We start from the raw sequence: 1,099 nt of genomic DNA, 5'->3' as shown, positions 1-1,099 counted from the left end.
CAGCAATTACACAGAATTATTTACAGGGTCGGTGTTGAATGATTTCCAGCTGCTACCGATTTTACATATTTTTTGCATGAGAGGATTTGCACCTCCTCCCACCGATCCTCCATAACTTTACGCCACTGTCTTTAGGACGGCTATGTGCCAGAGGCGGACATTAATACAAATTGCATGTGAGAAAACGGTACTCAGTTATTCTAATCTGACATGCATAAACATTGTCGGATTACAAAACCTCAACAACTTCAAACTCTTCCATAATCAGCTCCATATCATCAGAAAAATGACCTTCTTGGGTGAAAAATCGTTGATGCTCTCTCTGCCAATATTCAAGGCTCAAATCACCTTCACCTTCCTTGTGAGCGAACTCGGCAGTAACATCACAAAAACGCACCAGTCGCATCGACACCAGCCTGGTTACGCATACTGGTACATCCTGGCCGTCAAGGATGATGTTATAGCTCCCAATCCTTGGGGCAAATTCTTCCTTCTGATAAGAGGCATAAGAGCCACAGGAGGCCGTTTTAATCCCTTTTTTGATAAGCGATGCAAGCTCATTAGCCAGTTCAGGGCTGTCGCCCATTTGCCAGGCATTCGCGTCTGGATATTTCATCTTTAGTTCATCAACCTTACCCATTACAAGTCCTTTCTGATTGTAAATAATAGAGATATAGCTGAGCATTAATTGTTCGAATATTAACAGTGATGCTTTCTTGTTAGTATCATAGTCCGTTTTTCGCTCATAACAGACATTCACTTCATTGATCTATTCGTCATAAGAATATACTGTATATAAAAACAGTATATCTGGGCGGATTATCATGTTGTTTATCAAGCCTGCGGAACTGCGTGAAATCATTACACTTCCTTTATTTAGTGACTTTGTGCCGTGTGGCTTTCCGTCACCGGCAGCTGACTACGTTGAGCAGCGAATCGATCTTAATCAGCTAGTGATTCAACATCCCAGCGCGACCTATTTTGTTAAAGCTGCGGGAGATTCAATGATTGAGGCCGGGATTGGTGATGGCGATCTGCTGGTAGTTGACAGCGCCATTACCGCCAGCCACGGCGATATTGTTATTGCTGCTGTGGACGG

General features: G+C 43.3%; 2 protein-coding genes. One reads left to right on the top strand and one right to left on the bottom strand.

Going from position 1 to position 1,099, the window contains the following annotated elements; genetic code table 11:
- Positions 1 to 229: 229 nt before the first annotated feature.
- On the bottom strand, positions 230 to 640 hold the full coding sequence (locus EQY_RS0122535) for an ASCH domain-containing protein (RefSeq protein WP_024165124.1): 411 nt from the start codon (positions 638 to 640) through the stop codon (positions 230 to 232).
- Positions 641 to 824: 184 nt separating this feature from the next.
- Between EQY_RS0122535 and EQY_RS0122530 the strand changes: the two genes are divergently transcribed.
- Positions 825 to 1,099: translesion error-prone DNA polymerase V autoproteolytic subunit (locus EQY_RS0122530; protein WP_024212714.1), on the top strand; the 275-nt coding region annotated here is incomplete at its 3' end.

This window comes from Escherichia sp. TW14182, from assembly GCF_000208525.1.
Taxonomy (GTDB): domain Bacteria; phylum Pseudomonadota; class Gammaproteobacteria; order Enterobacterales; family Enterobacteriaceae; genus Escherichia; species Escherichia ruysiae.
The sequence above is the reverse complement of the archived record's forward strand: the minus strand, read 5'-3'. Positions and strand labels throughout refer to the sequence as shown.